The organism is Plantactinospora sp. KLBMP9567, assembly GCF_033446045.1.
GTDB lineage: Bacteria > Actinomycetota > Actinomycetes > Mycobacteriales > Micromonosporaceae > Plantactinospora.
On record NZ_JAWQRR010000071.1, the window covers coordinates 1 to 24,114 of the forward strand.

Genomic DNA, 24,114 nt, shown 5'->3' on the forward strand with positions numbered 1-24,114 from the left:
GTGACCGAGCCGGTTGTGGAAGGCGCCGCTGTCGTCCTGGGCGTGGGTGAGGAAGGTCAGGTAGCACTCGGCGAGTTGCAGCACGGCGTCGGGCGGATCGGGTTCGCGGCTGGTGACGACCAGTCCACGGGCGACGTCGTCGGTGCAGTAGCCGTGCTCGCGGCGTACGGTGGCATTCCGGGCATGTTCGAACAGGCCGGTGTCGTCGGTCAGCCGGGCCAGGTGCGCGAAACTGGGCGCGGGCACAGGCACGCGGGATGCGGCTGCGGTCATGCCGGTGCGGCGGTCACGGCAGGCGAGCCACCGGCGCGGACCCTGTCGGTGAGGAGCCGCTCGGCGAGGGCGTGGTATCGGGCCGCCACCGCAGGCCATCGGAGTGTCGAACTCCTGGTGCGGGTGCGATCGGCGAGGCTGCTGGCCAGGCCGGGTTCGGTCAGGATCCGTCGGATGGCGGCGGCCAGTGCCGCCGGATCCTCGTGGGGTACGAGCAGGCCGGGACCGTCGGTGAGCAACTCGACGGCGTGCGGGAAGGGCGTCGCGACGACGGGGACTCCGGCGGCGACCGCCGCGACGAGTACGCCGGAGGTGACCTGCTCCCGAGAGTCGTAGGGCAGCACGACGGCGTCAGCGGAGCGGATCAACCGGCCCAGCGCGCTCTCCTCGTGGTAGACCGGCTGGTAGTCGACGGCGTGCGAGACACCCAGGATCGCGCCCAGGCGGTGCAGGTCCGCCCGGTACGCCTCGCCGTCGTGCTCGAGCACCTTCGGGTGGGTCCGGCCTGCGACCGTGTAGCTGGGCATCGGGCGGAGGTCGCGTAGCCGGGCGAGAGCCCGCAACGCCCACTCGATTCCCTTACCGGGGCCGAGCAGTCCCCAGGTGAGCAGGTGGGGACGCTGACGCGGTTCGGCGGGCGGTGCGGCATGCTCGGCCGCGCCGTGCGGGATCACCGTGACCTTGCCAGCCTCGACGGTGTAGCCGACAAGCAACCGGTCGCGGGCGGTGTCGGTCATGGTGACGACCGCGCTTGCCGCGTCCACGAGTTGCTCCAGCACCGCCTTCTGCCCGGCAGTCGGATGCGCGAGCACGGTGTGCAGGACCACGATGCTCGGCGCCGTGAGCCGGCGCAGCAGCGGCAGCACATCCTTGCCGTCGGGTCCGGGGTAGATGCCGTACTCGTGTTGGACGACGGCGATGTCGTAGCGGTCGAGGGCCGTGGCGGCGTCCCGCCAACCGGCGACGCCCCGCGTCGACCAGTCATGCACGACCTCGGGCCGGGACGGTCCCGCGTGCCCGGTGGTCCGCACCGCCGGACCGGCGGGGTCCTCGCCGGCGGCGATGACGCGGACAACGCCGTCCGGCGGTCCGTCCGTGGCGAGATGGGCGGCCAAGGCCGCGTTGAAGGTGGCCAGTCCGCACTGGGTCGGTGGATGGGTGCTGAGAAAACCGTAGCTGCGGGCCATCTGCCGCGCCTTTCGGTTGTCGGCCGATGCCGCGCGAGCGGGTACGGACCTCACGCGATAACGGCGCCCACCTGGCCAGCGTGTGTGACGGGCAGGACGGGTCTGCGGGGAGCCACCGCCTCACGCGGGGTCTGGCCGATCGCGGACCTATGCCGGACCCTCGAAAGCCATCGGCGGGTCAACACTATCAGCATCGACCCGTCAGCGGACGGTATCGATCCGGTCAGCGGACGACGTCGTGGTAAACGCGCAGGTAGTCGGCCACCATGCGGTCGGCGTCGAACCGCTGCCGGGCACGGTTCCGGCAGCCGAGCCGGTCGATGGTCGCGATCCGGGTGACGGCCGCGACGGCCTGCTCGACACCGTGCACCAGGAAACCCGTGACTCCCTCGTCGACGACCTCCGGCATTGCTCCACGCCGGTACGCCACCACCGGTGTGCCGCAGGCCATCGACTCCACGACCGACAGGCCGAACGGCTCGTCGAAGGCGATCGGGTGCAGCAGCGCCGCGCTGGCGCCGAGGAGTTCGGCGCGGCGACGCGGGCCGACCGGGCCGTGGAAGACGACGCGCTCGCCGTCGATGTGCGGGGCCACCTCGTCGGTGAAGTACCGCTCGTCCTGGACTATCCCGCAGATGGCCAGCGGCCGGCCAGCCCGTCGGGCGATCTCGATCGCGATGTGGGTGCCCTTGTCGGGGTGGATCCGGCCGAACGCGATCAGCCCGGGTCCCCCGTCGGGCGCGAACGGCAACCCGTCGAGATCGATTCCGTGGTACACGGTGGCGACATAGTCGAGCGCGGCGACCCGGTCGGCGTCGGAGATGGACACATAGGCCGACCCGGCCCTCGCGTACGCGGGCAGGATCCCCGGATCCGAGAAACCGTGGATGGTGGTGACCAGCGGGGCGTGGCAGTGATCGGCAAAGGCCAACGGCAGCCAGTCGAGGTGGTTGTGCACCAGGTCGAACTCGGCGGACCGCGCCAGCGCATGCGCGACGTGCATCGCCTCCGCCACCCGCCCGTCCACGGCCGGATCGTCCGCGTACCCCCGCGGACACACTCCGTCCAGCCGGGCCGAGGTGACCGAGTCCAACGTGGCGAACAGAGTCACATCCACGCCTCGGGCAACCAGACCATCGGCGAGCAGGCCGGTCACCTGCTCCCAAGGCCCGTAATGGTGTGGAGGCGTGCGCCATGCCACCGGTCCCAGCATGGCCACCCTCACCGCGATGCGCGATCGGCCGGGCCGGCGGGGTCGAGGCCGGTCGGGTGCGGGCTCGCGTGCCAGACGCCGTCGACCCGGTCCGGCAGCTCGCGGTCGATCCAGTCGGCCATGACCTGGTGACCACGACCACGCAACAAATCGACGGTCTTGTCGTTGTCGATCGCCATCCGCTTCTCCTCGCGTACGAATTCAGCCGGCCTGAAGGTGACGGAGCGGGCCGGAGTGGAACGAACGCGTCAGCCGGGGTAAGCCCGAACACTACGCCCCGACGCACTCCGATTGGCGGTTCGCGTTCACCCGAGGACGGCGGATGCCCGGCACGTCCCGCACTCCCGCCCCGGTGAATCCACCACCTCCGGCACGACGGGGCCTCGCCCGGGCGCGTATTTCCGGGACGCCCCGTACGCAACCACTCGCCGGTCCTTTCTCCGGCCGGCGACCAACTCCGACATCCCGGTCCTACGGGAAATCCGGCTCGACCCTAGGCTGGCGATGTCTTGGGCCCGGCACCTCAGATGTCACAGAGTCCACGTACCTCCGGCGAGATGAGGCCCAGCAATGAACCTTTTTCAACCTGGAACCTTCTCCAACATGAACGGCGCGGCGCGCGCGCCCCGACTTCCATGTGCCGCCACGACGGACCGCAAGGGGAGTTGAGAAGGTTCAATGACAAGATTCGTCAGCCCGGCGCGGTCCGTCCCCGGGCGGAACCACCGCAGGACCAACGGCGGGACCCGTCCGACGGAACCTATCCGCAGCATCAGTCTGTGGGCCGCGCTCGCCGCCTCCGCGACGATGCTGCTATCGCTGATCATCATCCTGCAGAACGGCCAACCGTCCGACGTACATTTCCTCGGGGCGCACGGGCAACTCCCCATGGGCATCGCGCTGCTGATGGCCACGGCGTTCGGGGTGCTGCTGGTGACCGTGCCCGCGCTCATCTACACCAGGATGCCGGCCACTCGCCGGCGCACGGCGCTCCGGGCGGCGTCGCCGTCAGACACTCAGGAAACAAACGATGACACACAGAATAGGTTTGCATAGCGTATTAAAATCCCGCAGTTGAGAATCAAGCTCAAGATATATTTGAATATGCACCAAATGCGGTGGCATATTGGCGGGCGGAGGGTCAGGGTTGGCCCATGACACAGACCGTCCAGGTAAGTGACAAGGACCTGCAGACCAACGTCACCAACGAACTGACTTTCGACTCCAGCATCGACGCCGCGCATCTCGTGGTGCTGGCGAACGCCGGCGTGGTGACTCTCTCCGGTGACGTGGGTACCCTGCCCGAGCGGCATACAGCGAGGCGGGCGGCCATGCGGGTGGCCGGTGTCCAGGCCGTCACCGTCGACATCATGGTCCGCGATCCGGGCGCGTTCGGCGCCAAGGACAGCGACATCGCCGAGGCGGCGAACCAGATGCTCGGCTGGGCGGTCGACGTGCCCTCCGACGCCGTCACGGTCGGGGTCCGCAATCGTGTGGTCACCCTTTCCGGCACCGTCACCCGCCACTACGAGCGGGAGGCCGCCGCACGCGCGGTCATGTATCTCAGGGGCGTCACGGCGGTCAGCAACACCATCAGGCTGATGGCGACCGCATCGGCTTCCGACGACCTGAAAGCGACGATCGGCGCGGCGATCCGGCGCAACGCCCAGCTCGACGCCGAGCAGGTCGAGGCGGAGGTCAACGGCACCGAGGTAACGCTGCGGGGGGCCGTACGCTCGTGCGCCGAACGCCGTCAGGCCGAGAACGTGGCGTGGTCGGGTGCCGGCGTCACCAGCGTCAAGAACCAGCTCACCGTCACCGCCTGATCCCAGATCGACCCGGCCGTCCGGAGACGGCCGGGTCGATCTGCTTCATCCCCTGTCCGGGGCGGCCAGTGCGGCCGCAGCCGTGCTGGCCGCCCCGGACCGTGCCAGACCCGAGGTACCGGCGACCCGGCGCCCGGGCGGCTACGGCTTGTCGACGATGAGTACCTCGGTGCTCAGGAACAGCGCGGCAATCGACGCAGCGTTCTGCAGTGCGAAACGGGTCACCTTGGCAGGTTCGACGATGCCCGCTTTGATCATGTCGACATACTCGCCCGTGGCGGCGTCGAGGCCCTGGCCGGGTGGAAGTGAGCTGACCCTCTCTGCCACCACCGCTCCCTCAAGGCCGGCGTTGCTGGCGATCTGCCTGAGCGGCGCGGTGAGCGCGACCCGTACGATGTTCGCGCCGGTGGCCTCGTCACCGGCCAGGTCGAGCTTGTCGAACGCCGTGCCCGCGGCGTTGGCCAACGCCACACCACCGCCGGGTAGCAGGCCCTCTTCGATGGCGGCCCTGGCGTTGCGGACGGCGTCCTCGATGCGGTGCTTACGCTCCCGGAGTTCCACCTCGGTGGCCGCACCGACCTTGATCACCGCGATGCCGCCGACCAATGCGGCCAGCCGCTCCTGCAGCTTCTCCCGGTCGTAGTCGGAGTCGCTGTGCTGGATCTCGGAGCGGAGTTGCGCGGCGCGCCCGGCGATCTGGTCCAGGTCACCCGCGCCGTCGACGACGGTGGTCTCGTCCAGGGTGGCGACCACCCTGCGGGCCCGGCCGAGCATGTCGAGGGTCACGTTTCCCAACGTGTGACCGACGGTGTCGCTGACGACCTGAGCGCCGGTGAGGACGGCGAGGTCGGCCAGCATGGCCGTGCGGCGATCACCGAAGCCGGGCGCCTTGACCGCGACCGAGGTGAGGGTGCCGCGGACCGTGTTGACGACAAGGGTGGCGAGGGCCTCCGCCTCGACGTCCTCGGCGATGATGGCCAGCGGCTTGCCCGCATGCATGACCTGCTCCAGGATCGGGAGGAGGTCGGTCAGGTTCGAGATCTTGTTCTCGACGATGAGCAGGTACGGGTCGTCGAGATCGGCTTCCATCCGTTCGGTGTCGGTGACGAAGTAGGGCGAGATGTAGCCCTTGTCGAAGCGGATGCCTTCGGTGAACTCCAGCTCCAGGCCGAAGGTGTTGCCCTCCTCGACGGTGATCACGCCTTCCTTGCCGACCTTGTCCATCGCTTCGGCGATGAGGTCACCGACAACGGGGTCGGCGGCGGAGATGGACGCCGTGGCCGCGATCTGCGCCCTGGTCTCGACCTCCTGGGCCTGGTGGCGCAGCGCCTCGGTGACCGCGACCACGGCCTGTTCGATGCCGCGCTTGAGCGCGACCGGGTTCGCCCCGGCGGCCACGTTGCGCAGTCCTTCCCGCACCAGCGCCTGGGCCAGCACGGTGGCTGTCGTCGTGCCGTCCCCGGCCACGTCGTCGGTCTTCTTCGCGACCTCCTTGACCAACTCGGCACCGAGCTTCTCGTACGGGTCGTCGAGTTCGATCTCCTTGGCGATGCTCACGCCGTCGTTGGTGATGGTCGGCGCACCCCATCCGCTACCCAGCACGACGTTGCGGCCCTTGGGGCCGAGCGTCACCTTCACCGTGTCGGCGAGCATGTTCATGCCGCGTTCGAGGCCGCGACGGGCGTCTTCACCGAATACGATCAATTTGGCCATCTGTGTCGTCCTCTACTCGTCGTGCCGACGTTCAGCACTGCTCGGACCGACCTGCGACGAACACATCGCGCACGCCCACAAAGGGCTCATCCCATTCGGCTGGCACTCACGAAGGGCGAGTGCTAACTACGGTCTAGCACTCGCCGCCCGAGAGTGCAAGGACAACGTCCTCCTCGGGAATCTCGTCGTACGCCGCCGCCGGGTACGCGAGGTGCCGAAAACCCCGCCCCACCGTGGTCTGTCCACGCCGTCGGTGGGGCGATGCCGCCTTACCGCGTCTCCGACAAGATCCGGGGCGGCGTGAGACCTGACTGACCACCTTCGTCCTCCCACACGGCTACGGGAGCGTCATCGACCGCACGCGGAGCGGACGTGGTGACGGCGAGCAGGATGTGTTGGGGGTGGACCTGGTTGCTGGTGACGGCGGCGAGGACCATCGCCGCGTCGGCGGTGTCGCTCGCGGTCTTCGGGGGGACGATCAGCAGGTCGACGCGGTCGCCGTTGGCGCACAGTGCGGTGAGTAGGCTGATGGGCTGGCTGCTGAAGTAGCCCAGCCGGAGGACCCGGTCACCCACCCCCAGCCGGCGGGGGTGGATGTCCCAGCCGTCGGCGGCGAGGACGAGCCTGGTGACGGGTCCGCGTAGTTTGTCGATGGCCAGGACGAGCCCCGGCAGTTCCGCGACGGGGTCGGTCGAGCGGGGCCACCAACCGCCGTCCAGGAGGGTACGGCGGGAGCCGGTGGGTTCCATCCGCAGTCGTGGAGTCGATGGCGGCGTTGGCGAGATCGTCGTCGCGCGGCTGGTGGCAGTGGCGTGTGTCATGGCAGCTTCCTTCCTCCCGTCGCCGGAAGGGATCCGGCGAGGGGCTGAGCTCGGGAGAACGGCAGGCCGAGGCGTCGAACTTGCCGGCGGGGTCGCGGAAGGGGCAGCCGCGCAATCGCAGCGGCTCGTCGCGCCCGGCTCGTCGTACGCCCAGATCCAGGGCGCGGATCAGTGACGCTGGCGGCGGGACAGCCTGCGCAGTTGGGTGATGCGGGCGGCGCCGACCACCATGGTCAGGATTGCGACGCCGACACCGGCGATCAGCAGGGCCAGGGCCAACGGCAGAGTGCCGTGCATCCACAGGAAGGTGACCTCGACGCTGCGGGTGTTCTGCAGCATGAAGACGATGAGCACCACGCAGATGAGCGCGGCGGCGCAGATCCCGAACCAGGCGGCGCCGGTGCGGGTGTGTGGCACCCGGGTTGTCGGCGACGTCGACGGCGGTGCGGCCGAGGGCTTCGGCGATGCCGTGGTGGCCGAATCGACCGGTGCGCCTTGGGCGGTCCGGAGATGGTTGGACATGACATCCCCCTCTGGGGGGTGGGCCGGTATGGCGGGCACCTCAAGGCTGAGCTGTCGTCGCTTCCGGGATAACCCCATCGTACGCCTGTTCGGCCCGATATGCCCAGTTGCCTCGACCGAGGCCCCCGTCTGGGTGTCGATTACACCACTGCGGCTACTCCAATCCCCGGCAACGAGGCAGTCGACCGGTCGTCGGAGGAACTGGACCTGGACGTTCGTTGGAGGGGATCGGGGGGACGGGAGCCCCGGGCGGTTCGCCCGGGCCCCGCACGCTACGACCACCTCTGCCGAGCGCCGCGACATCGCTCCCCTCGGCACGGGTTGCGGCTGTCGATCCCGCTGAGGATGTCACCGGCTCGGGCCGGTGACCGTCGTTGGTGGGATCTGTTCGGTGCCGTCGACGATGGCCTGGGCGAGATCGGACAGCCGCCGGTTGTGGCTGCGGGCGTCGTTGCGAAGCAGTGTGAAGGCTTCGGCCATGTCCAGTTGGAGGCGTTCGGCCAGAACGCCCTTGGCCTGTTCGATCAGGACGCGGCTGTTCAGCGCGGTTTGTAGCTGTTCGGTGAGGGTGTCGCGGCGGTGGATGGCGCGTTGCTGCAGCAGGCCGATGGTGGCCACGTCGGCCAGGGCCTGGGCGACACGCAGCTTGTCCTCACCGAGCGCGCCCGGCTGGCTGTCGAACAGGTTCAGCGCACCGATGACCTCCGTACGCAGGCGCATCGGCAGGGCGTGCACGCAGGCGAATCCGACCTCGGCGGCGGCTGCGGCAAAGCGCGGCCAGCGGCCGGCGGTGCCGAGGTCGGCGACCGACACGGGGCGGCCGGTACGGAAGCAGTCCACGCACGGGCCCTGGTCGGTCTGTAGTTGGAACAGCTCCAGCAGTCGGGTCCGTTCGGAGGAGGCGGCCACGACCTGCAGCGTGCCCTGCTGGTCGGTCAGCAGCAGCCCGGCAGCCGAGACACCCAAGAGCTGCACACACCGCTCGGTCAAGACGTGCATGAAGTCGATCACGTCGAACTCGTCGACGAGAGTGTCGGCCAACTCGACGAACACATTGGTCAGCTGGATCTCGGCCATCTCACTCTCCCTCGGCACAGCGTAGACCTGCCGCCCGGCAGCCGGCTGTCACGACTCGGCGAACCTGACACGAACATGCCGGCCCCGAACTCAGCGGTCAGTGCCCCCGCCCTCGTCGGAGCCCGGGCCGAGGTCGGGGCTGAAGCGGAGGCGCCGGGCGACCACATCGCTGGCGACGTCCCGCAGCCGCCGGTCATGGGAGTACGCATAGGCGCGCAGCCGGATGAGGGCCACCGCCGCGCTCACCCCCAGTTGCACGGTGACCATTCCAGTGGCCTGGTGTACCTCGGGGTGGTGCAGGCCGGCCTGCTCGGGCCAGCGTCCGTCCGGGCGTGACCGATCGTGCTGCGCGGCGTCGAGCAGCAGCGCGCAGACGGTGTCCGCGAGCATCAGCACGTCGGCCAGTTGCTCGCGGTCCAGGACACCGGGCCGGGCACGGTAGAGGTCCAGGACACCGATGCGGACCGCACCGACCCGCATCGGCAGCGCGAACACCGCACGTACCCCGGTGCGCATCGCCGCCGGTGCGAACACCGGCCAGCGGACCAGGCAGTCCGGGGTCGTCAGGTCGGCGACCAGTTCCGGGGCACCGGCGACGGCATCGGCGGCCGGCCCCTCCCCGAGGGTCAGGGTCAGCTCTGCCAGGTCCGACGCGACGTCATCGCTGGCGTACACCGTCTCGCGGAAGCCGGTGCCGAGCACCGTGACGGCGGCGCCGTCCAGCCCGGTGGCCGACATCACCGCGGCACAGACATGTTCGACCGTGATCGGCCGGCCCCGGGCGTGTTCGACGACCAGGCTCCACAACCGCGTCCGGCGATCGGCGGTCATCGCATCGCTCCACCCGAACAGGGCGGCACCAGAGGTGAATCCACGAAGGCGCCTCCGATACCCCGAACGGTTCGTCAGGGCCGCGACGGGCAGGTGACGTAGGACGGGGACCGGGTCGAACGCGACTCGCTGCATGGCGGCTTGTCACCGGCCAGCCTACGCCGGACAGTCAGGGTCCCACCCGGTCGCCGCGCTCGTGTCGCACGTTCCCCGGGCGGCGTCGCCGGTGATGACGGCACGATCCTGCCGCGCCGGGCCGGTCGTACCCACTTGATGAGGGCGTAGAGTGATCCGCAGGACCCGCCCCACCACACCGACGCGCCAGTCAGCGTTCACGCTGGCATCCCCTCGCCGCCCGGACCCAGCGGTCACCCAGCGACTCCAGGCGCCTTCAGTGCGGGGGCGCCGTCCCGCCGGCACACTGCGGCGACTTCTCCGAGGGCGTTGATCACCATGACCGTTCCCGCCAAGTCAACCATGAACACAGCTCCGCCCCACCGCCCCACCGAAGCGACGGCGCCGGTCACCAGCGACCCCCGGCTGCCCTGGGCGGCCGTCCAGACTGCCCCGCCCCCTGACGCCCGACCAGCCCGTGCGTCGACCGGCACCGAGCAGCTACTTCGCCAACGCGACGCCCTGCCCGCCGGGCATTCCGACCGCGTCGGAATCCGAGCCCGAGCCATTGAGGCGAACCTGCCGACGGCACATCGACTCGCACGGCGCTACGCCGGACGCGGAGAACCCTTCGACGACCTGGCCCAGGTCGCCGCCGTCGCCCTGGTCAACGCCGTCGACGGGTACGACCCGGACCGCCGGACCGCCTTTGTCTCCTACGCCGTCCCGACCATCCTCGGCGCCCTCAAGCGGCACTTCCGGGACACGACGTGGGGAATGCGGGTACCACGCGCGATGCAGGAACTGACCAGCGAGGTCAGGATCGCCAGCGGCGAACTCAGCCAGCAGCGGGGCCGTACCCCGACGGCGGCCGAACTCGCCGACCACCTGCACATAACCGTCGACCAACTCCGTGCCGCGCTCGGTGCCGAGCAGGTCTACCGCCTGACGTCGCTGAACGCCCCATCCGCGGTGGAAACCGGCGACGAGCCCATCGACCTCCTCGGCGGCGTCGATCCGCACTACGCCCGCGTGGACGACCGCCTGACGCTGCGACTACTCCTCGCGACGGTTCCCGTACGAGAGCGCCGCATCCTCGCCATGCGGTTCTACGACAACATGACCCAGACCCAGATCGCCGCCGAGATCGGGGTGTCCCAGATGCAGGTATCCCGACTGCTGAATCGAACCCTCACCCGACTTCGGGCCACTCCGATCACACTGGCCGGGCTCGGCGACCAGTGACGCGGCGCTAGCCGCCATCCAGGAAACGGCACTGCCACCCGGGAAAGGACGCCGTCATCCACGAAACACAGCCGAAGGGACATGCCATGCACATCCACCGCGCCGAGATCGTCGCAAGACTGCGGGCGAGAGGTCTGTCGGCCAGGGCCGACTGGGTCGACCGGGAACTGCCCCGGATGGTCGACACGAACCTCAACGGTTCGCTGCTCCGGATGCTCGACATCCACCCCGCCACGATGACACCCGCCGACATCGCGTCGGGATGACGCCTTGTGTGGGCCCCCTCCGCGCCGTCGACGCGGAGGGGCGCTCGCTCGTCAATGTCGAGAACCACCTGTACGCCGCGTCCCAGGAGGCGCGGACCACACTGTGGACGGCTCGGTACCAAAGCCGGCCGCCAGTTCGCGATCGAAGTGTCCGTCATAGACGGTGCTGACGGCCGACGAATGGTGGTCGATCTCCCGGAGTTTGTCGCCGGCACGGCGAGCGGCGATGCCGGTGATCCAGACCAGTACGTCGTCTCGACGGGCGGCGGACACCGGCGCGAGCCGCCACACCTCGACGAACACCGCCCGGGTCACCGAGACGGCGTCCGCCGGGCTGCCAAGGCTCTTGCAGACCTGGAGGAAGACCGAGCGGACGAGACGATGGTAGAGGCGGCTGAAGGCCGCCTGGTCCCGATCAGCGATCCGCCTTACAAGATCACTCAACGACTCGGTGGCGGACATGGTGTGGACCGGTGGGACAGTCATCCGATGCTCCCGATGATGTGCCTGGGCAGGACATCCGCCGGGGACTGGAGCGGCTGCTGTGCGACTTCACACTACGTGACTGAGTGCCCGGACGAAACCTGCCGAATGTAACTGAACCACGGCACGGCTGAACTTCCGTCGATCCTTCCGGCCCGGCGGGACGGCGCCGCTCGGTGGCGCGGTCGTCTGCCTTCGCCCCAACCACAAGGGCATGCCGATCCTCTGCGAGGACGACAACTCGGCCTTTCTCCGTCGTCAGGTCCTTCAGCCCTCGTTGTTGATGGCGGCGACGGCGAGCCCGCGCGGGGTGAGCGAACTCGCGGGCGGCAGTTGGGACCTGAGAAAGCCGTTGCCCAGCCAGGTCGCAGCGCCGGTACCGGAGAAAACGTCACTCGCCCGGAGCCGCGTCCGGAGTACGGTTCGCTGCGCGCCATGCTGGCCGAGATGTGGGGCGAGGACACCGGTCCGGACCCGAGCACCGCAGCGCCGGTGATCATGAAGTTGGTCGGCCTGGCGGAGCCGCCGCTGCGGCTGATCGTCGGCGGCGCCTCCTACGACATGGTCCAGCAGATGGATCAGGCCCGCACGGCGGAGTACCGGCCCTGGGAGCACCTCAGCCGGCAGGCTCCGGGCTGAGGTCGGTCTCGGTGCGTACCGCTGCACAACTGGCACTGACCGGGATCACCAAGCGGCAACCGCGTCGTCCTCGACCGCGGGTTACTCAGTCTCGAATGAGTCGTTCGCCGAGAGCCAGCAGCAGAGCGACGACGCTGAGCAGGGCGCCGATCAGCACCGTGCTGCGTACGCCGTGGCTCGGCAGCGCGAGGCTGCCGACCAGGGCGCCAGCGGTGATGCCGACGTTGACAGCGGCGGAGACCGTCGCGGCGGCGAGGTCGGAGCGCCCGGGCGCCACCTGCAGCACCAGACCGCCGAGCGCCGCGGTGAACGCGGCGAACGCCAGTCCGGCCAGAGCGAGCAGGACGACGGCCGCTGCCGGCCGGTGGCCGAGCGGGTACAGCCCGAGCAGTGCCACTGCCTGCAGTGCGACGGTCGCGACCAGGGTGAGCCACGGGCTGCGGTCCACCAACGCTCCGACGGCGAGGATCCCGAGCACGCTGGCGACGCCGCGCGCCAGCAGGATGGCCCCGACCGACGCGGCGGGAAACCGGCTGACCTCGGTGGCGAAGAGGGCGACATAGGTGTAGGCGGCGATGGCGCCGGCGGTCGCCAGGATGGCCACGGCGACCAGCAGCCAGAAGCGGCGGACGTCGGGTGTCGCGCCTCGGGCGGCATGTCCCTGGTCGGGCCGCGTCGAGGGCAGCAGCGAGGCCACCGCAGCGAACACGATCGCGCCGAGCCCGGCCACGGCCAGGTACGACACCCGCCAGCCGGCGCGTTCGCCCAGCCAGGTGCCCGCGGGCACACCGAGGACCAGCGCGACGTTGCCGCCGGCGAACACGATCGCGACCACCCGCCCGCGCAGCCCGGGGCGGAACAGCTCGGCCGCGGCCGGCACCACCACCGCCCAGAACAGCGCGTGGGTGGCTGCGGTCGCCATCCTGGCCGCCAGCACCAGCGCGAACGTGCCCGCGAAGACCGTGATCGCGGTGCTGACCACGAAGCCGGCCAGCAGCGCCGACAGCAGTCGTCGGCGAGGGACTCCGCGGACCAGCGCCGTCAGCGGAACCGAGGCGACGAGGACCACCGCGCCGTACGCGGTGACGAGCATGCCCACTTGGGACGGTGGGACGGCCAGGTCGGCGGCCATCGGGAGCAGCAGCCCGATCGGCAGCGCCTCGGCGGTGGTGTAGAGGAACGTCCCGCCGGACAAGCCGACCAGCGCTCCCACTGCCCGCCTGTGCCCCATCCGACCCTCCCTGTGTTACCTGCTAAACCAACTATGGCGGCAACACGCTATCGGGTGCACTCGATGCGATGCAACTGGTAAAATTGGTTTCGATGGAAACAGTCGAGGACGTCACCCGGACGCGCCTGGTGGGCGGCAACCTCGCCCTGGACTTCATCAACACCCGCACCGGCCCACCCGTCGGGCCTCCGGACGACGACGTGCTCACGGGCTACCCGGAGTTGGTCGCCTGGGGCGTGTACGCGGGCGCCCTCACCGAGCCCGAGGCGGCCGCGTTGCGCCGGCTGTCCCGCGCGGACCCGGGCGGCGCCCACGCCGCCTTCGCCCGAGCGCTGCGCACCCGCGACTACCTCGACGAGGTGTTCCGGCCGCTGGCCGCCGCCCAGGATCCGAGCGCGGCTGTGCTGGCCCGGCTCCGGGACGACGAGGCGGATGCGCTCGGCCACGCACAACTCGAACCCGGAAGCACGTTCGGGTGGGCCTGGCGGGACGACCACACCCTTGTCCGGCCGCTACGGCCGGTGGTGCACGCGGCGGTCCAGCTTCTCACCACGGGCGCGCTGGACCGGATCAAGGGATGCGGCGGCTGTCGCTTCGTCTTCAACGACGAGAGCAAGAACCGCAGTCGCCGCTGGTGCAGCATGGACGACTGCGGAACCGCCGAGAAGATCCGCCGCTACGTCGCCGCGCGACGCACGCGTGCGACCCGGTGAGCGGGCGAGCCCCGATCACCGGCGAAACCTGGCCACCCGCATCCTCGGCGACCCCGGCGCACCGGTCAGCAGCCTGACCAACCTCTCCCGGCTGCTCGTCGGCCGGCTGGCACCAGGTCACGGCGGGCGAAGATCCCGGCTCCGCCCGCCGCGACCCGCGTGGTCGAGCCGGCCGGTCAGCCGGTCAATGCCCCATCCGGTACGGGCGCAGCCGCCGGTACGAAGACCACCCGGGAGCGCAACTGCCGGAACCCGGTCCGCTCCAGCTCGGCCAGTACGCGTACCCGATGGGCGTCCACGTCGGCGAGCACCTCGCGGGCGCCGCCCTCGGCCAGCACCCGGACCGCCTCGGCCAGCAGTTCACCCCGGACAGCCTCGTCGAGCAGGCCGAGGTAGGCGATGAGGGGATAGCAGGCGTCCCCGGCCGTTCCGACCAGCCCGACCGGCTGCCCGGCGTCGAGCGCGACCCGCCAGTTCCCCACCGGACGGTCCAGCCAGGCCAGCGGGTCGGTGGCCAGGTCGACGCCGGCGACCGCCCGAGCGACCTCCTTGCCGGTCAGCACATCCGGCTCGGCGATCCGGGCGACCAGGGCGTTGATCTCCGCCGCGTCGGTGGCCGGCCGGAAGGTGTACCGGCCGGAGGGTGCCGGCAACGGCGTACCCGTCCACGAGCAGCGCAGCCGCTCGCCCCGCTCGACCAGCCCGGCGAGCCGGGCCGCCGCCATCGGCGCCTCGGCCACGGCCAGCACCTCCGGCCGGCGCCGCCAGTGTGCCGGCAGGGCGGCGTAGTAGATCCGTGCACCGCCGAGCGCCCGGTGGGCGGCGCGTAGCAGCACGGCACCCACCTCCGGCTCGGCGTCCAGGTCGAACCGCTCCAGCCACGGGGCACCGACGGCGCCGGGTGGCAGTACCCAGGCCGCCCGGCCGACCACCCGGCCGGCCCGGAGGGCGACCCAGGTGTGCTCGGGGCGGTAGCCGCCGCCGGCCAGCCCTTCGGCGTAGCCGACCTGACGCAGTTGCGGGAGCGGATCGGGCATGGAGTCGAACAGACTCTCCTCGCCCGCGACGAGCGGGCGTACGACCAGATCGGTCATGGCGTGATCCTCGCAGAGGCGAGCGCCCCGGGTCAGATCCGCGTGGACGCCGGGACGCGGAGGGGGCGCAGAACATCGGACACTGTTCTGACCTCCTTCCGGCTCGTCGGCGTACCGGGAACGTACGCGGTGCAGCCCGCCGGCCGCAACGCGATTAGGTCCACCGGTCCGGGGCGGTCGGCACGTCCTCGGTAAGGAACCGGCCGCCCGGCACACTACCTGCGACGGCGTACCGCAGCGTCGGCCACCGGGCCGCTACTGGGTACGCCGGCCGTCGGTGCTACTTCTTTCTTCGGAACCTCAGCACCTCCCGCAGCAGCAGCACCCCTACGAAGGTGGGCAGGAGCGCGAGCAGTCCGACCCCGTAACCGATCCACAACAGCCATGGGCGAGCTTCGACGTCGGCTCGGGCCAGTAATCGGGTGGTCCGATCGATGCCCAGATCCCCGACGCGAACTGTGGTGCCCGTGTCGGAGGAGTCGAATATGGCTCCGGCAGTCATCTCCTCGAGCTGGCCGTCGTCCCAGGTGATGTCGACCTCGCAGGCTTCCCAGTAACCGAAGCCGCGATTGCTGATCGGACCGTGCTCGACGCACCGACCGACAGTGGCCCGACCCTCGCGCCGGGCGTCGGCCATGTCCTTGCCGGCCAACCTGCTCAGCGTCACCGCCGTGCCGAGCATGCCGGCCGCAAGGGCAAGTATTCCGGTGAGGAACAGGAACGACCGGAAGCCGTTGCCCTTGCGCCGCTGCACCACCGCAGCGCCGAGGTCCGCCTCCTCGGCGGCCCGCGCGGCATCCTTGCGGTCGAGTTCGCGCTGCTGCTCTTTTATCTCGGCAAGGCGGCTGGCGATCCGGTCGTCCAACGGTTCCATGGAACTCCTCCGTCAGAGCGGAAGTTCGATAGGCGTAGGGCTTGGATTGTTGCCCCGTAGCGTATCGCCGGCCTGTCCACCGTTCTGCGAGCCGTTCGTCTGGCTTGCGCTGCGCGCGGTGTTCTGGATCACCTGGTCGACGGGGCCGTAGACCGAGGTATGGCCCCGACCGATGGTGTTGAACGCTCCCCTGAACCCGGCCAGGCCGCTTCCGCCGGCCTCGCCGATTGCTTGGATGCGGAACGCCTCGAGCAGCAGGGTGCCGTTGTTGGCCTGGCGGATCTGCGCCAGGATGGTGTCGCACTTGCTGGTCAGCATGCCAATCTGCTTGATCGACTGGAACAGCCGCTCCAGCAGGCTGAGGATCTTGCTGCTGGTCTTGCCCACCAGGATGGCGACCTCGGCGGCGACCTTGGGGATCAGCACCACGGTGAGAGCCTGGATCGCCTTGGAGATGCACGCACCGACGACCTCGGCCACGATGTCGCGGATGGTGTTCCGGATGACGCCGACCATCGCGCCGACGATCGTGGTCGCCTTGCTCATCGCGTCGGCGATCTTGCCCAGCGCCTGTACCGACTCGGCATGGCTCCGGGCGCGTTGCCGGTACGCCGCCGCTGCCTGCGAGGTCCACGCCGCGGTGCTGCGGTTGACCTCGTCAACGAAGAAGTCGGTGGCCTCGTAGATGCGTCGTTCGATGTTGTACCAGGTCTGGGCGTGCCCCTCGATTGCCTTCGGGTCGCCAGCGAGCTTGTCCAAGGGTTCCCGCAGGAAGCTGACGTGCTCCATGAGCCAACCGACACCGGCAGCGAAGACGGCCTGTAGCGGGTCCATGATCGCGCCGATGGCGGAGAGACCGGTGGCCACGCCGTTGCCGGCGACACCCAGCCAGTTCTGGGTCGCGATGCCGTCCACCACACCGCAGGCCGACTCGAAGATGCCGGCGCCCTCGTAGGACTTCGTCTCACCCTCGGCGGCGATGAGGGACACCCGGCTGAAAGCCGCGTCGGTGCTCATCGGCCGCCCGCCTCCCTGATTCGGGTCGCCGCGGCGCCGTCGGTGATGTCGACGTTGTCGGCCAGCGCCCGGAGCAGTTCCGCCAGGTGTGCAGTGGCGTCAGCCCCGTTTCGGATCTCCGTCAAAGCGAAGCTCTGCATCGGATTGATGATCGGCAGGAACAGCGGGCTGCAGAGGATGCCGTACACCTCGTCGTGCAGGTCGACGTACTCGGCACCGGCGGCGGCCTCGCCGCACATCCGGCCGGCCTCGTCCACCATCTGGGCGTGTTTGCGGACCTCTGCCGTCGACAGCCTGATGTCGCTCATCGGTGGTCACGCTCCTCGTCCTCGGGTGGTTCCGGGAACTGTTTCGTGTATGCGCCACCGATGAAGGAGGCCGTCTCGGAGCCCGCGCCGTAGAGGCTGCTCACCACGGCGACCATCTGCTGCGCCATCTTCGCCTGGGCGCGCCGGCTGGTGTCGAGAATGATCGAGGCGAGTTCGTCCGCGGGCAGGCGCATCGCCTGGTCGCTGAGACGTAGCTCGGCCATGCCTCCTGACGAGTCGACGGTGACGACGGCCTCGCCGCCCCGCGACTCGACCGTCGCCCTGTTCTGTTCCATTCGCTGGCTGAGCTCGGTGGTGAGCGCCGTCTGCTGCTCCACACGTCGCTGCCAGTCGACGAGCATGCCTTCCGGGTCCCCCGGCACTAGTCCTCCCTCGGTGGCCGTCGCGGGTAGTTTAGACAATTCCTGCCAGCCGGAGATCCCATCGACTCATCTGGATAGCCGGTTCGGGAAGCGGGCCTACTCTCGGCTCTCCGGCCACCGGCTACTGTGCCGATCGTGACGGGCTGGTGACGTGTCGGTTAACCATGATCTTCCTGGGCCTCCGGGAACTACCATGTGTTCGTGTCCGGCGACGCGGTGCCCCGGTTCGTGGTGTGGGGCGCGAACGCGCTTGCCCAGCGGCTGGTCGGCGAGCTGATGAACACCTACAGCGCCCATGTCACGGTGATCGTGCCGTCGGCCTCGGCAGACCAGGCCCCGGAGATCGCCGAGCTGGTGCCGGAGGACGGCGAGCCGGCCCTCCGACCAGCGATGATCGTCGCGCCCCGGCTCAACCAGGAGGTCTTCCGGCAGGCCGGGATCGAGACCGCCGCGGCGGTCGCGCTGGTCGACCGCGACGACGTCGCCAACGTGGACGCCGCGCTGATCGCCCGCGAGGTGAGCCCCACCGTCCGGCTCGTGGTCCGGCTCTTCAATCCGGTACTCGGGGACGGCATCGCCAGCATGCTCGGCGACTGTGGGGTGCTCTCCGGTTCCGAGTTCGCCGCCCCCGCGTTCGTGGCCGCGGCGCTCGGCAACGACACCCCCACCTACGTCCGGCTCCCCGACGAACTGCTGATGGCCGCCCCGCGGACCGACGTCGCCGACCGCCCCGACGACGTGCTCTGCGGGCTGGCGATCACCGAGGGCCTCGCCGAGCCGGTCCGGTTGCCGGCCGACGAGGACGCCGCCGACCTGGTCCTCGTCCGGGCGCCGAGCAGCCAGCCCCGACCGGTCCGGCGACGCCGGCCACATCCGATGCGCGCCACCCGGTTGCTGTTCGGTCGCAACCTCCGGCTGGCCCTGCTGGCGCTGGCCGGCGTGCTGGCCACCGGTACGGTCACGCTCGCGCTCACCCGCGAGGACACCGGCCTGCTCCAGGCCGGGTACCTGGCCGTGCTGACCGCCCTCGGCGGCGCCGACGCCGACACCGGCGCCTCGGTGGTCGAGAAGGCGGTCGCGGTGCTGCTCGTGGTCACCGGGGTGGCGCTGATCCCCACCGTCACCGCGTTGATCGTGGACGTCGTCGTCAACGCCCGGCTCGCGCTGGCCGCCGGAGGTCTCACCGAGCCGGTCTCCGGCCACGTGATCGTGGTCGGGCTCGGCAACATCGGCGCCCGGGTCGTCCGGGAGCTGCACGACTTCGGCCTCGACGTGGTCGCCATCGACCGGATGGAACACGCCCGAGGGGTGTCGGTCGCCCGTGAGCTGCGCATCCCGGTCCTGATCCGGGACGCCAACAGTGCCGAGGCGTTGCGGGCCGCGTCGGTGGAGACCTGCCGCGCCCTGCTGGTGCTCACCACCGACGACGTGACCAACCTGGAGACCGCCCTGATCGGCCGGGCGGTGCACGGGCAGGCGCAGCGCGGGACCGGCGGTGCCGGCGGGGCCAAGCTGCGGGTGGTGCTCCGGCTCTTCGACGAGGGCTTCGCGCGGCGGGTCAAGCGGGCCTTCGGGATCGATCACTCGCGCAGCGTTTCCTACCTGGCCGCACCCGCCTTCGCGGCGGCGATGATGGGTCGGGAGGTGGTGGGTGCGATCTCCGTCGGCCGCCGGGTACTGCTCGTCGCGGAGTTGCCGGTCGGTGCCGGGTCCGAACTGGAGGGACAGCTCTGCCCCGATGTCAGCCGGCCGGGCGAGGTACGGCTGATCGCCGTCCGGACCGGCCGGGTCGGGCAGACTCTCTGGTCCCTGCCGGACCGCCGGCCGCTGGTACGGACCGACCGGCTGCTGGTGGTCGCCACTCGGGCCGGGCTGGCCGGGCTGCTCTCGCGTACCGCCGCCAGTCCCGATCCGCCACCGCTGGTGGAGCCGAAGCCGCTGCGCCTGTTGAGCACCGCGGTCCGGCACCGACCCCGGCCGGCGCCGGACTCCGTACCCGGGCCGCCCGCCGGGCCGGCGGACCGGCGGTCCTCCCCAGCGGAGTGAGCGGCGGCGCCGTCCTCACCGCCGTCCGTCCCGGCTGAGCACGGCCGGTCAGCCGCAGAGCGTGGTGGGAACCCGGGGGCCGCGGGCGGGGCCGGAACCGGTGCGGAACCGCCGCCCGGGCGAGGACAGCCAGAAGGTGGCCGCGACCGGCGTCAGTGCGCTGGTCGTGGTCGACGGTACCGGGACCTCTGCCCCGGACCCCGGTTTAGTCGCGGTTCGCCGGGGCATGAAGGACAAATGCCTCCGCGTCCTGGTCTCCTCGTCGACAACACGCTGCGGCTGGCCGCCGAGGGGTACGGCTGGCTGCCCAACCTGCGCCGTCGGGAAGGGACGCAAACCGTCCAGACCCGGCTGCTCGGGCAGCGGGCGGTGGGGCTGTGCGGCCCGGACGCGGCCCGGTTCTTCTACGACGAGGCGCACATCCGGCGGCACGGGGCGATCCCTGGCCCGGTCCAGGACACCCTCTTCGGCCGGCGTGCGGTGCACACCCTCGACGGTGCCGACCACCGGCACCGCAAGGCTATCTTCACGTCGCTGCTTACCCCCGACGCGATCACCACCCTCCAGCGGTACGCCGGCACGGCCTGGAACGAGACCGTCGACCGCTGGCCCTCCTGGCAGCCGGTCGTACTCTTCGACGAGGTCAGCCGGGTCCTCACCCGTGCCGTCTGTCAGTGGGTGGGAGTGCCACTGGCCGAGCCGGACGTCGCCACGGTGGCCGCCGACATGGTGGCGCTGGTGGACGGCTTCGGCACCCTGGGCCCCCGACACTGGCGCGCCCGGCAGGCGCGGGGCCGGCGGGAACGCTGGCTGGCCGGGCTGGTCGAGCAGGTCCGGCAGGGTCGGCGGGCCGTCGACGCCGGATCCGCGTTCGACGTGATCGCCCGCTACCGGGACGCCGACGGCGAGCCGCTCGATCCCCGGCTCGCGGCGGTGGAGATCCTCAACCTGGTCCGGCCGACGGTCGCGGTCTGCTGGTTCGTCAGCTTCGCGGCACACGCCCTGCACCGCTGGCCGGAGCTCCGGGCCCGGCTCCGTTCCGGCAGCGCCGACTACGTCACGGCGTTCGGGCACGAGGTCCGCCGCTTCTACCCGTTCGCGCCGTTCGTCGCCGGCCACGCGGTACGGGACCTCGCTTGGCAGGACGTGCCCATTCCGGCCGGCTCGATGGTCCTGCTCGACCTGTACGGCCAGAACCACCTTCCGGAGCTGTGGCCGGACCCGTACGTCTTCGATCCGGAGCGGTTCCTCGGTCGGGAGATCGGCGCGTTCGAGCTGGTGCCGCAGGGCGGCGGCGATCCGCGTACCGGCCACCGCTGTCCGGGCGAGACGACGACCGTGGCACTGCTGGCCACGCTCACCGCCCGGCTGGCCGACCTGGACTACCAGGTACCGGAACAGGATCTCGGGATCTCGCTGCGCCGGGTACCGACCCGGCCGCGCAGCGGCTTCGTCCTCGTCCGGGGGTGACCGCCGGGTTCGGCCGGCCCGGCTCGTCCAGGGGTGACCGCCGGAGGTCGCCCTGAGCGTGGCGCCCGGGGCGCCCCCGTTTGGCGGCCGCTGCCGGGGGAAGCCAGCCGTCCGGGACGGTGCCGGTCGCGGCGCCCTCGTCGGCGGAACAGGGAGGCTTGAGATGGGTGATCGGGACGAACTTCATGACCTGCGCCAACGCGCTCACGAGGCAGGCGTCCAGGGCAGCTCGAAGATGAGTGAGCAGCAGCTACGGGAGGCGTTGAAGAAGATGGGCAAGGGGGCTGAACCGATGGTCGCCAAGCGGGAGGCCAAGGGCTACCTGTAGCCGAAACCCCGGGTACGGCCCGAGCGGGGATGCGCTGTGGGCCGTACCCGGGTGTGTCCAGGCTCAGGAGCGGGCCCGGCCGGTCGGCCAACTGGCCCGGACCAGGGCGGGCAGTTCCCGGCGGTGCCGGGCCAGCAGAATGCCGGCCAGCACCGCATACACGACCGCGACACCGTACCGGACCGCCTGGGTGGGCACGGCGAACTGCACCGCGAAGAGCAGGAACAACAGCGCCGCCTCGACCCGGGAGATCCGCAGGTCGGCCAGGACGGCGACGCCGAGCAGGGTCTGCGCGCTGGTCAGGTAGAGCTCCTCGGTCTGCCGCGGGTCGAGTGGCAGCCCGGCGAACTCACCGCCGCCGAGGTAGAAGGCGATCGGCAGGCAGGCGATCAGCAGGGTCCACTGGTTGAGTTTCGCCGCCAGCAGCGCGCCGAGCCCGTCGTCGGCCCGGCCGCGCAGCGCGAAAGCGATCGCCACGATCACCTCGGGTGCCTCGGAGGCGACCGGGGCGAGCCACTGTACGAGCAGGAATTCGTCGATGCCGAGCGCCGTACCGGCCTTGACGAGGGACTTGCCGAACGGCTCGGCCGCGCTGAGGATCACCACCGCCGCCGTACCGAAGAGCACGGCGACGGTCAGCCGGCGGCGCCTCTTCGGCGCTCTGGCGAGGGTGGCGGCCACCCCGACCAGCGCCTCCTCGGCGTGCTCGGTACGCCCGATCCGGGAAAGGTAGAGCGCGAACAGGGCACCCAGGACGATGCTGTCGTACCAGGCCAGCCGGCCGGTCAACGGGATCACCAGGGCGTAGACGGTGGCCATCAGCAGATAGATCGTCTCGGTCCGGCGGTGCGCGGAGAGACTCACGCCGCCAGGGTCGCCGGATTGCCCGCGTCGGCGTACCGCCCAGATGGCGGCGAAGACCAGCAGCGGCCAGGCGACCCCGATCAGCAGCCGGTTGGCTCCGGTCATGTTCGCCAGGGCGAAGGCCGCGAATTCGGGATCGGAGCCGGCGGCGAAGGCGAAGTAGATGTCGATCGCGTACTCCGGAAGTACCGCCACCAGGGCGAGCAGGGCGAGCGCCAGGCTCCCGGGCAGGTCGACCCGAGCCACCTCGGAGGCCCACATCAGCAGGGCGACCGCCGAGAGCACCGCCACCCCGAAGATCGCCATCCCGGCGATCGCCGGCAGGTCAACGCCGGCCAGCCGCATCGCCACGGCCGGGACGGCTGCCAGCACGGCGAAACCGACCCGGGTCGCCACGCCCCGAGCGGACACCGTGACATCGAGTCCCACCCGCACGTCGCCACCCCCGCCTGGCATCGAGCCTGCCGGACCGGGCGGACGGTAGGGGCGGAATCACCGAGATGGCTCGGCCCGGCGCTGCCGGCGAGCGGCAGTCCGGGTCGGCGACGGAACTGCGGAAACAGATCTCCAGACCGGCGGTCAGGGACCGACCCTGCTCGGGGCCGGTCCCTGACGGGCGTACCGGTCTCCGGAGGCCGTCACCACTGGAGTTGGGACACGTCCTCGACCGTGGCGCCGGCCGGCGGGGCGAACGCCGTACTGTCGACCCTCTCGGAGTACTTCACCAGCTCGATCGCGGCCTGCTCGCCGCTGTCCGTCCGACCGACGAACGAGGCCAGTACGCCGGACTCGGTGACACAGACCGTGAGCTTGTCGAGGGTCCCCTCGGTGCCGCCCTGCGGGTCGCTGACCCCGGTGACGTCGGCGCAGAGCGTGTCCTGCCCGGCGATCTTCCGCTCCGTCGTCTGCACGTCGGTGTTCGGCACGATCGCGGCGGCGGCGACCAGGCCGAGCGCCAGTTCCGGGGTGACGAAGCCGGGGCCGGTGACCGCGGCGACCATGCCGGCTTCCGGGGTCGTCGCGGCGGTGGTGTTCGTGCTCTTCTGGCACTCGCCGCCGGAGCAGATGATCATGTGCTCCGGCGTGAAGATGAGCCGGCCGTCCGGGGTGCTCAGCGCCGAGTGGGGCGGCTGCTGGGTGAGGGTGACCGTCTCGGTCTCCCGCTGGCCGGCCTCCTCCCCGACGATCCGGTATTCGGCGGTGAAGGTGAGCTGGGCGGACTTCCCCAACCGGTCGGCGAAGTCTCCCAGCGTGTTGGCCGTGTCGACCGCGTTCTGGACCGTGTTGATGACGCCACAGCCGGCGCCGAGCAGGACGAGGGCCGAGAGGGCGACGAGGCGCCCGGCGAGGTGGCTACGAGGCGAGGTCATGCCAAGAACTGTGCGGCCGCCGGTGATTCCCGGCCACGGTCCGCGACCGCAACGGCACGAATTCGGGATATCGCCGCCCGCCGCTGTCCGGCTCCGCCCGCGCCGCGCTGGCCGTGGGGTACGTTGAGGGCCTCAGCCGCCGCGACCGGAGGAGGTGGGACCGATTTCCGTGTCGATCGGCCGGGTGCTCCCACCCCGCGGGTCGG

Annotated in this window: 25 protein-coding genes and 1 pseudogene; 8 read left to right on the top strand and 18 right to left on the bottom strand. The window is 70.6% G+C overall.

Annotated elements, in window-relative coordinates; all coding sequences use genetic code 11:
* The 4 genes and pseudogenes from R6Y94_RS44325 to R6Y94_RS44340 all read right to left on the bottom strand — a co-directional run.
* Positions 1-273, bottom strand: a pseudogene (locus R6Y94_RS44325) (glycosyltransferase); the annotation flags it as partial.
* Entirely contained in the window at positions 270-1,460 is a 1,191-nt protein-coding gene (locus tag R6Y94_RS44330) for a glycosyltransferase (RefSeq protein ID WP_318403306.1), read from the bottom strand. The pseudogene R6Y94_RS44325 and the gene R6Y94_RS44330, both read right to left, overlap by 4 nt.
* Before the next feature lie 223 nt (positions 1,461-1,683).
* Positions 1,684-2,685: a glycosyltransferase family 4 protein gene (locus R6Y94_RS44335; RefSeq protein WP_318403308.1), complete on the bottom strand. Its 1,002-nt coding sequence runs from the start codon at positions 2,683-2,685 to the stop codon at positions 1,684-1,686.
* A complete protein-coding gene (locus R6Y94_RS44340) occupies positions 2,682-2,852 on the bottom strand; it encodes a hypothetical protein (RefSeq protein ID WP_318403310.1) in 171 nt (56 codons plus the stop codon). Before R6Y94_RS44340 ends, R6Y94_RS44335 begins: the two co-directional genes overlap by 4 nt.
* A gap of 499 nt (positions 2,853-3,351) precedes the next feature.
* Here R6Y94_RS44340 and R6Y94_RS44345 point away from each other — a divergent pair, with 499 nt between their 5' ends.
* Together R6Y94_RS44345 and R6Y94_RS44350 are read left to right on the top strand one after the other, a co-directional pair.
* Positions 3,352-3,729: a LapA family protein gene (locus R6Y94_RS44345; RefSeq protein WP_318403312.1), complete on the top strand. Its 378-nt coding sequence runs from the start codon at positions 3,352-3,354 to the stop codon at positions 3,727-3,729.
* A 98-nt stretch (positions 3,730-3,827) separates the two neighbouring features.
* Complete coding sequence (locus tag R6Y94_RS44350) at positions 3,828-4,499, top strand: BON domain-containing protein (protein ID WP_318403313.1); 672 nt, start codon at positions 3,828-3,830, stop codon at positions 4,497-4,499.
* A 141-nt stretch (positions 4,500-4,640) separates the two neighbouring features.
* Here the strand turns inward: R6Y94_RS44350 and groL are convergent, their stop codons facing one another.
* The 5 genes from groL to R6Y94_RS44375 all read right to left on the bottom strand — a co-directional run bounded on the left by groL (position 4,641) and on the right by R6Y94_RS44375 (position 9,463).
* A complete protein-coding gene (groL, locus tag R6Y94_RS44355; RefSeq protein WP_318403315.1) occupies positions 4,641-6,212 on the bottom strand; it encodes a chaperonin GroEL in 1,572 nt (523 codons plus the stop codon).
* A gap of 269 nt (positions 6,213-6,481) precedes the next feature.
* Positions 6,482-7,033, bottom strand: coding sequence for a DUF5994 family protein (locus R6Y94_RS44360; protein WP_318403316.1), 552 nt, complete (start codon positions 7,031-7,033; stop codon positions 6,482-6,484).
* Between the two features lie 168 nt (positions 7,034-7,201).
* Positions 7,202-7,555: a lipopolysaccharide assembly protein LapA domain-containing protein gene (locus R6Y94_RS44365; protein WP_318403318.1), complete on the bottom strand. Its 354-nt coding sequence runs from the start codon at positions 7,553-7,555 to the stop codon at positions 7,202-7,204.
* Positions 7,556-7,903: 348 nt separating this feature from the next.
* Positions 7,904-8,632, bottom strand: a complete 729-nt coding sequence (locus tag R6Y94_RS44370; protein ID WP_318403320.1) for a GAF and ANTAR domain-containing protein — start codon at positions 8,630-8,632, stop codon at positions 7,904-7,906.
* Between the two features lie 90 nt (positions 8,633-8,722).
* Positions 8,723-9,463, bottom strand: coding sequence for a GAF and ANTAR domain-containing protein (locus tag R6Y94_RS44375; protein WP_318403321.1), 741 nt, complete (start codon positions 9,461-9,463; stop codon positions 8,723-8,725).
* Positions 9,464-9,940: 477 nt separating this feature from the next.
* Here R6Y94_RS44375 and R6Y94_RS44380 point away from each other — a divergent pair, with 477 nt between their 5' ends.
* Together R6Y94_RS44380 and R6Y94_RS44385 are read left to right on the top strand one after the other, a co-directional pair.
* Positions 9,941-10,822, top strand: a complete 882-nt coding sequence (locus R6Y94_RS44380; protein WP_318403323.1) for a SigB/SigF/SigG family RNA polymerase sigma factor — start codon at positions 9,941-9,943, stop codon at positions 10,820-10,822.
* A gap of 86 nt (positions 10,823-10,908) precedes the next feature.
* Complete coding sequence (locus R6Y94_RS44385) at positions 10,909-11,088, top strand: hypothetical protein (protein ID WP_318403325.1); 180 nt, start codon at positions 10,909-10,911, stop codon at positions 11,086-11,088.
* Between the two features lie 51 nt (positions 11,089-11,139).
* Here R6Y94_RS44385 and R6Y94_RS44390 read toward each other — a convergent pair whose 3' ends face one another.
* The gene (locus R6Y94_RS44390; protein ID WP_318403326.1) at positions 11,140-11,574 is read right to left on the bottom strand and encodes a hypothetical protein; all 435 of its coding nucleotides are present in this window, start codon (positions 11,572-11,574) and stop codon (positions 11,140-11,142) included.
* A 432-nt stretch (positions 11,575-12,006) separates the two neighbouring features.
* Between R6Y94_RS44390 and R6Y94_RS44395 the strand changes: the two genes are divergently transcribed.
* Positions 12,007-12,210, top strand: a complete 204-nt coding sequence (locus R6Y94_RS44395) for a hypothetical protein (RefSeq protein ID WP_318403328.1) — start codon at positions 12,007-12,009, stop codon at positions 12,208-12,210.
* Between the two features lie 85 nt (positions 12,211-12,295).
* Here R6Y94_RS44395 and R6Y94_RS44400 read toward each other — a convergent pair whose 3' ends face one another.
* Positions 12,296-13,441: an MFS transporter gene (locus tag R6Y94_RS44400; protein WP_318403330.1), complete on the bottom strand. Its 1,146-nt coding sequence runs from the start codon at positions 13,439-13,441 to the stop codon at positions 12,296-12,298.
* A 92-nt stretch (positions 13,442-13,533) separates the two neighbouring features.
* Here R6Y94_RS44400 and R6Y94_RS44405 point away from each other — a divergent pair, with 92 nt between their 5' ends.
* The gene (locus R6Y94_RS44405; protein WP_318403332.1) at positions 13,534-14,154 is read left to right on the top strand and encodes a CGNR zinc finger domain-containing protein; all 621 of its coding nucleotides are present in this window, start codon (positions 13,534-13,536) and stop codon (positions 14,152-14,154) included.
* A 176-nt stretch (positions 14,155-14,330) separates the two neighbouring features.
* On the opposite strand, the gene R6Y94_RS44410 is transcribed toward R6Y94_RS44405, so the two are convergent.
* The 5 genes from R6Y94_RS44410 to R6Y94_RS44430 all read right to left on the bottom strand — a co-directional run bounded on the left by R6Y94_RS44410 (position 14,331) and on the right by R6Y94_RS44430 (position 17,830).
* Positions 14,331-15,248 (bottom strand): acetyltransferase, encoded by a 918-nt coding sequence (locus R6Y94_RS44410; RefSeq protein WP_318403333.1) that lies wholly within the window; start codon positions 15,246-15,248, stop codon positions 14,331-14,333.
* Positions 15,249-15,528: 280 nt separating this feature from the next.
* Positions 15,529-16,113, bottom strand: a complete 585-nt coding sequence (locus tag R6Y94_RS44415; RefSeq protein WP_318403335.1) for a DUF6346 domain-containing protein — start codon at positions 16,111-16,113, stop codon at positions 15,529-15,531.
* A 21-nt stretch (positions 16,114-16,134) separates the two neighbouring features.
* Positions 16,135-17,139, bottom strand: a complete 1,005-nt coding sequence (locus tag R6Y94_RS44420) for a hypothetical protein (protein WP_318403337.1) — start codon at positions 17,137-17,139, stop codon at positions 16,135-16,137.
* On the bottom strand, positions 17,136-17,447 hold the full coding sequence (locus tag R6Y94_RS44425) for a type VII secretion target (protein ID WP_318403338.1): 312 nt from the start codon (positions 17,445-17,447) through the stop codon (positions 17,136-17,138). The genes R6Y94_RS44420 and R6Y94_RS44425 overlap by 4 nt, the downstream gene beginning before the upstream one ends.
* Positions 17,444-17,830 (bottom strand): YbaB/EbfC family nucleoid-associated protein, encoded by a 387-nt coding sequence (locus R6Y94_RS44430; protein ID WP_318403340.1) that lies wholly within the window; start codon positions 17,828-17,830, stop codon positions 17,444-17,446. Before R6Y94_RS44430 ends, R6Y94_RS44425 begins: the two co-directional genes overlap by 4 nt.
* Positions 17,831-18,031: 201 nt before the next feature.
* On the opposite strand from R6Y94_RS44430, the gene R6Y94_RS44435 reads away from it, so the two are divergent.
* The gene (locus tag R6Y94_RS44435; RefSeq protein WP_318403342.1) at positions 18,032-19,876 is read left to right on the top strand and encodes an NAD-binding protein; all 1,845 of its coding nucleotides are present in this window, start codon (positions 18,032-18,034) and stop codon (positions 19,874-19,876) included.
* Between the two features lie 237 nt (positions 19,877-20,113).
* Positions 20,114-21,346 carry a cytochrome P450 gene (locus R6Y94_RS44440; RefSeq protein ID WP_318403343.1) on the top strand — a complete coding sequence of 411 codons (1,233 nt, stop codon included), beginning with the start codon at positions 20,114-20,116 and terminating at the stop codon, positions 21,344-21,346.
* 391 nt (positions 21,347-21,737) lie between these two features.
* On the opposite strand, the gene R6Y94_RS44445 is transcribed toward R6Y94_RS44440, so the two are convergent.
* Together R6Y94_RS44445 and R6Y94_RS44450 are read right to left on the bottom strand one after the other, a co-directional pair.
* Complete coding sequence (locus tag R6Y94_RS44445; protein ID WP_318403345.1) at positions 21,738-22,973, bottom strand: sodium:proton exchanger; 1,236 nt, start codon at positions 22,971-22,973, stop codon at positions 21,738-21,740.
* Positions 22,974-23,176: 203 nt separating this feature from the next.
* Positions 23,177-23,908 carry a hypothetical protein gene (locus R6Y94_RS44450; RefSeq protein ID WP_318403347.1) on the bottom strand — a complete coding sequence of 244 codons (732 nt, stop codon included), beginning with the start codon at positions 23,906-23,908 and terminating at the stop codon, positions 23,177-23,179.
* Positions 23,909-24,114: the final 206 nt, after the last annotated feature.

What these genes read in the sequence shown, in the direction of transcription:
- R6Y94_RS44330 (WP_318403306.1), bottom strand. Translation starts at nt 1,460, where the DNA reads ATGGCCCGCAGCTACGGTTTTCTCAGCACCCATCCACCGACCCAGTGC.
- R6Y94_RS44340 (WP_318403310.1), bottom strand. Translation starts at nt 2,852, where the DNA reads ATGGCGATCGACAACGACAAGACCGTCGATTTGTTGCGTGGTCGTGGT.
- R6Y94_RS44345 (WP_318403312.1), top strand. Translation starts at nt 3,352, where the DNA reads ATGACAAGATTCGTCAGCCCGGCGCGGTCCGTCCCCGGGCGGAACCAC.
- R6Y94_RS44350 (WP_318403313.1), top strand. Translation starts at nt 3,828, where the DNA reads ATGACACAGACCGTCCAGGTAAGTGACAAGGACCTGCAGACCAACGTC.
- groL (WP_318403315.1), bottom strand. Translation starts at nt 6,212, where the DNA reads ATGGCCAAATTGATCGTATTCGGTGAAGACGCCCGTCGCGGCCTCGAA.
- R6Y94_RS44360 (WP_318403316.1), bottom strand. Translation starts at nt 7,033, where the DNA reads ATGACACACGCCACTGCCACCAGCCGCGCGACGACGATCTCGCCAACG.
- R6Y94_RS44365 (WP_318403318.1), bottom strand. Translation starts at nt 7,555, where the DNA reads ATGTCCAACCATCTCCGGACCGCCCAAGGCGCACCGGTCGATTCGGCC.
- R6Y94_RS44370 (WP_318403320.1), bottom strand. Translation starts at nt 8,632, where the DNA reads ATGGCCGAGATCCAGCTGACCAATGTGTTCGTCGAGTTGGCCGACACT.
- R6Y94_RS44375 (WP_318403321.1), bottom strand. Translation starts at nt 9,463, where the DNA reads ATGACCGCCGATCGCCGGACGCGGTTGTGGAGCCTGGTCGTCGAACAC.
- R6Y94_RS44380 (WP_318403323.1), top strand. Translation starts at nt 9,941, where the DNA reads ATGAACACAGCTCCGCCCCACCGCCCCACCGAAGCGACGGCGCCGGTC.
- R6Y94_RS44385 (WP_318403325.1), top strand. Translation starts at nt 10,909, where the DNA reads ATGCACATCCACCGCGCCGAGATCGTCGCAAGACTGCGGGCGAGAGGT.
- R6Y94_RS44390 (WP_318403326.1), bottom strand. Translation starts at nt 11,574, where the DNA reads ATGACTGTCCCACCGGTCCACACCATGTCCGCCACCGAGTCGTTGAGT.
- R6Y94_RS44395 (WP_318403328.1), top strand. Translation starts at nt 12,007, where the DNA reads ATGCTGGCCGAGATGTGGGGCGAGGACACCGGTCCGGACCCGAGCACC.
- R6Y94_RS44400 (WP_318403330.1), bottom strand. Translation starts at nt 13,441, where the DNA reads ATGGGGCACAGGCGGGCAGTGGGAGCGCTGGTCGGCTTGTCCGGCGGG.
- R6Y94_RS44405 (WP_318403332.1), top strand. Translation starts at nt 13,534, where the DNA reads ATGGAAACAGTCGAGGACGTCACCCGGACGCGCCTGGTGGGCGGCAAC.
- R6Y94_RS44410 (WP_318403333.1), bottom strand. Translation starts at nt 15,248, where the DNA reads ATGACCGATCTGGTCGTACGCCCGCTCGTCGCGGGCGAGGAGAGTCTG.
- R6Y94_RS44420 (WP_318403337.1), bottom strand. Translation starts at nt 17,139, where the DNA reads ATGAGCACCGACGCGGCTTTCAGCCGGGTGTCCCTCATCGCCGCCGAG.
- R6Y94_RS44425 (WP_318403338.1), bottom strand. Translation starts at nt 17,447, where the DNA reads ATGAGCGACATCAGGCTGTCGACGGCAGAGGTCCGCAAACACGCCCAG.
- R6Y94_RS44440 (WP_318403343.1), top strand. Translation starts at nt 20,114, where the DNA reads ATGCCTCCGCGTCCTGGTCTCCTCGTCGACAACACGCTGCGGCTGGCC.
- R6Y94_RS44450 (WP_318403347.1), bottom strand. Translation starts at nt 23,908, where the DNA reads ATGACCTCGCCTCGTAGCCACCTCGCCGGGCGCCTCGTCGCCCTCTCG.